The organism is Bacillus zhangzhouensis, assembly GCF_000715205.1.
GTDB lineage: Bacteria > Bacillota > Bacilli > Bacillales > Bacillaceae > Bacillus > Bacillus zhangzhouensis.
This window is the reverse complement of the sequence record NZ_JOTP01000105.1, coordinates 1-210: the sequence shown is the minus strand read 5'-3', so window position 1 is coordinate 210 and position 210 is coordinate 1. Positions and strand designations below refer to the sequence as shown.

The window sequence follows — 210 nt, the reverse complement described above, 5'->3', positions numbered from 1 at the left end:
AGGAGCAACCGGAGCGACGGGAGATACAGGTGCAACGGGAGCAACCGGAGCCACAGGAGCAACCGGAGCCACGGGAGTTGCAGGAGCCACGGGCGCCACGGGAGCCGCAGGAGCAACAGGCGTAACGGGAGCCACGGGAGCAACCGGAGATCCAGGAGTAACAGGAGCCACGGGAGCAACCGGAGCCACAGGAGCAACCGGAGCCACGGG

General features: G+C 67.6%; 1 protein-coding gene. It reads left to right on the top strand.

The features are described from left to right. Positions 1-210 (top strand): sporulation protein BclA (locus BA70_RS19060; protein ID WP_034325319.1); only part of this gene is annotated, 210 nt, incomplete at both ends.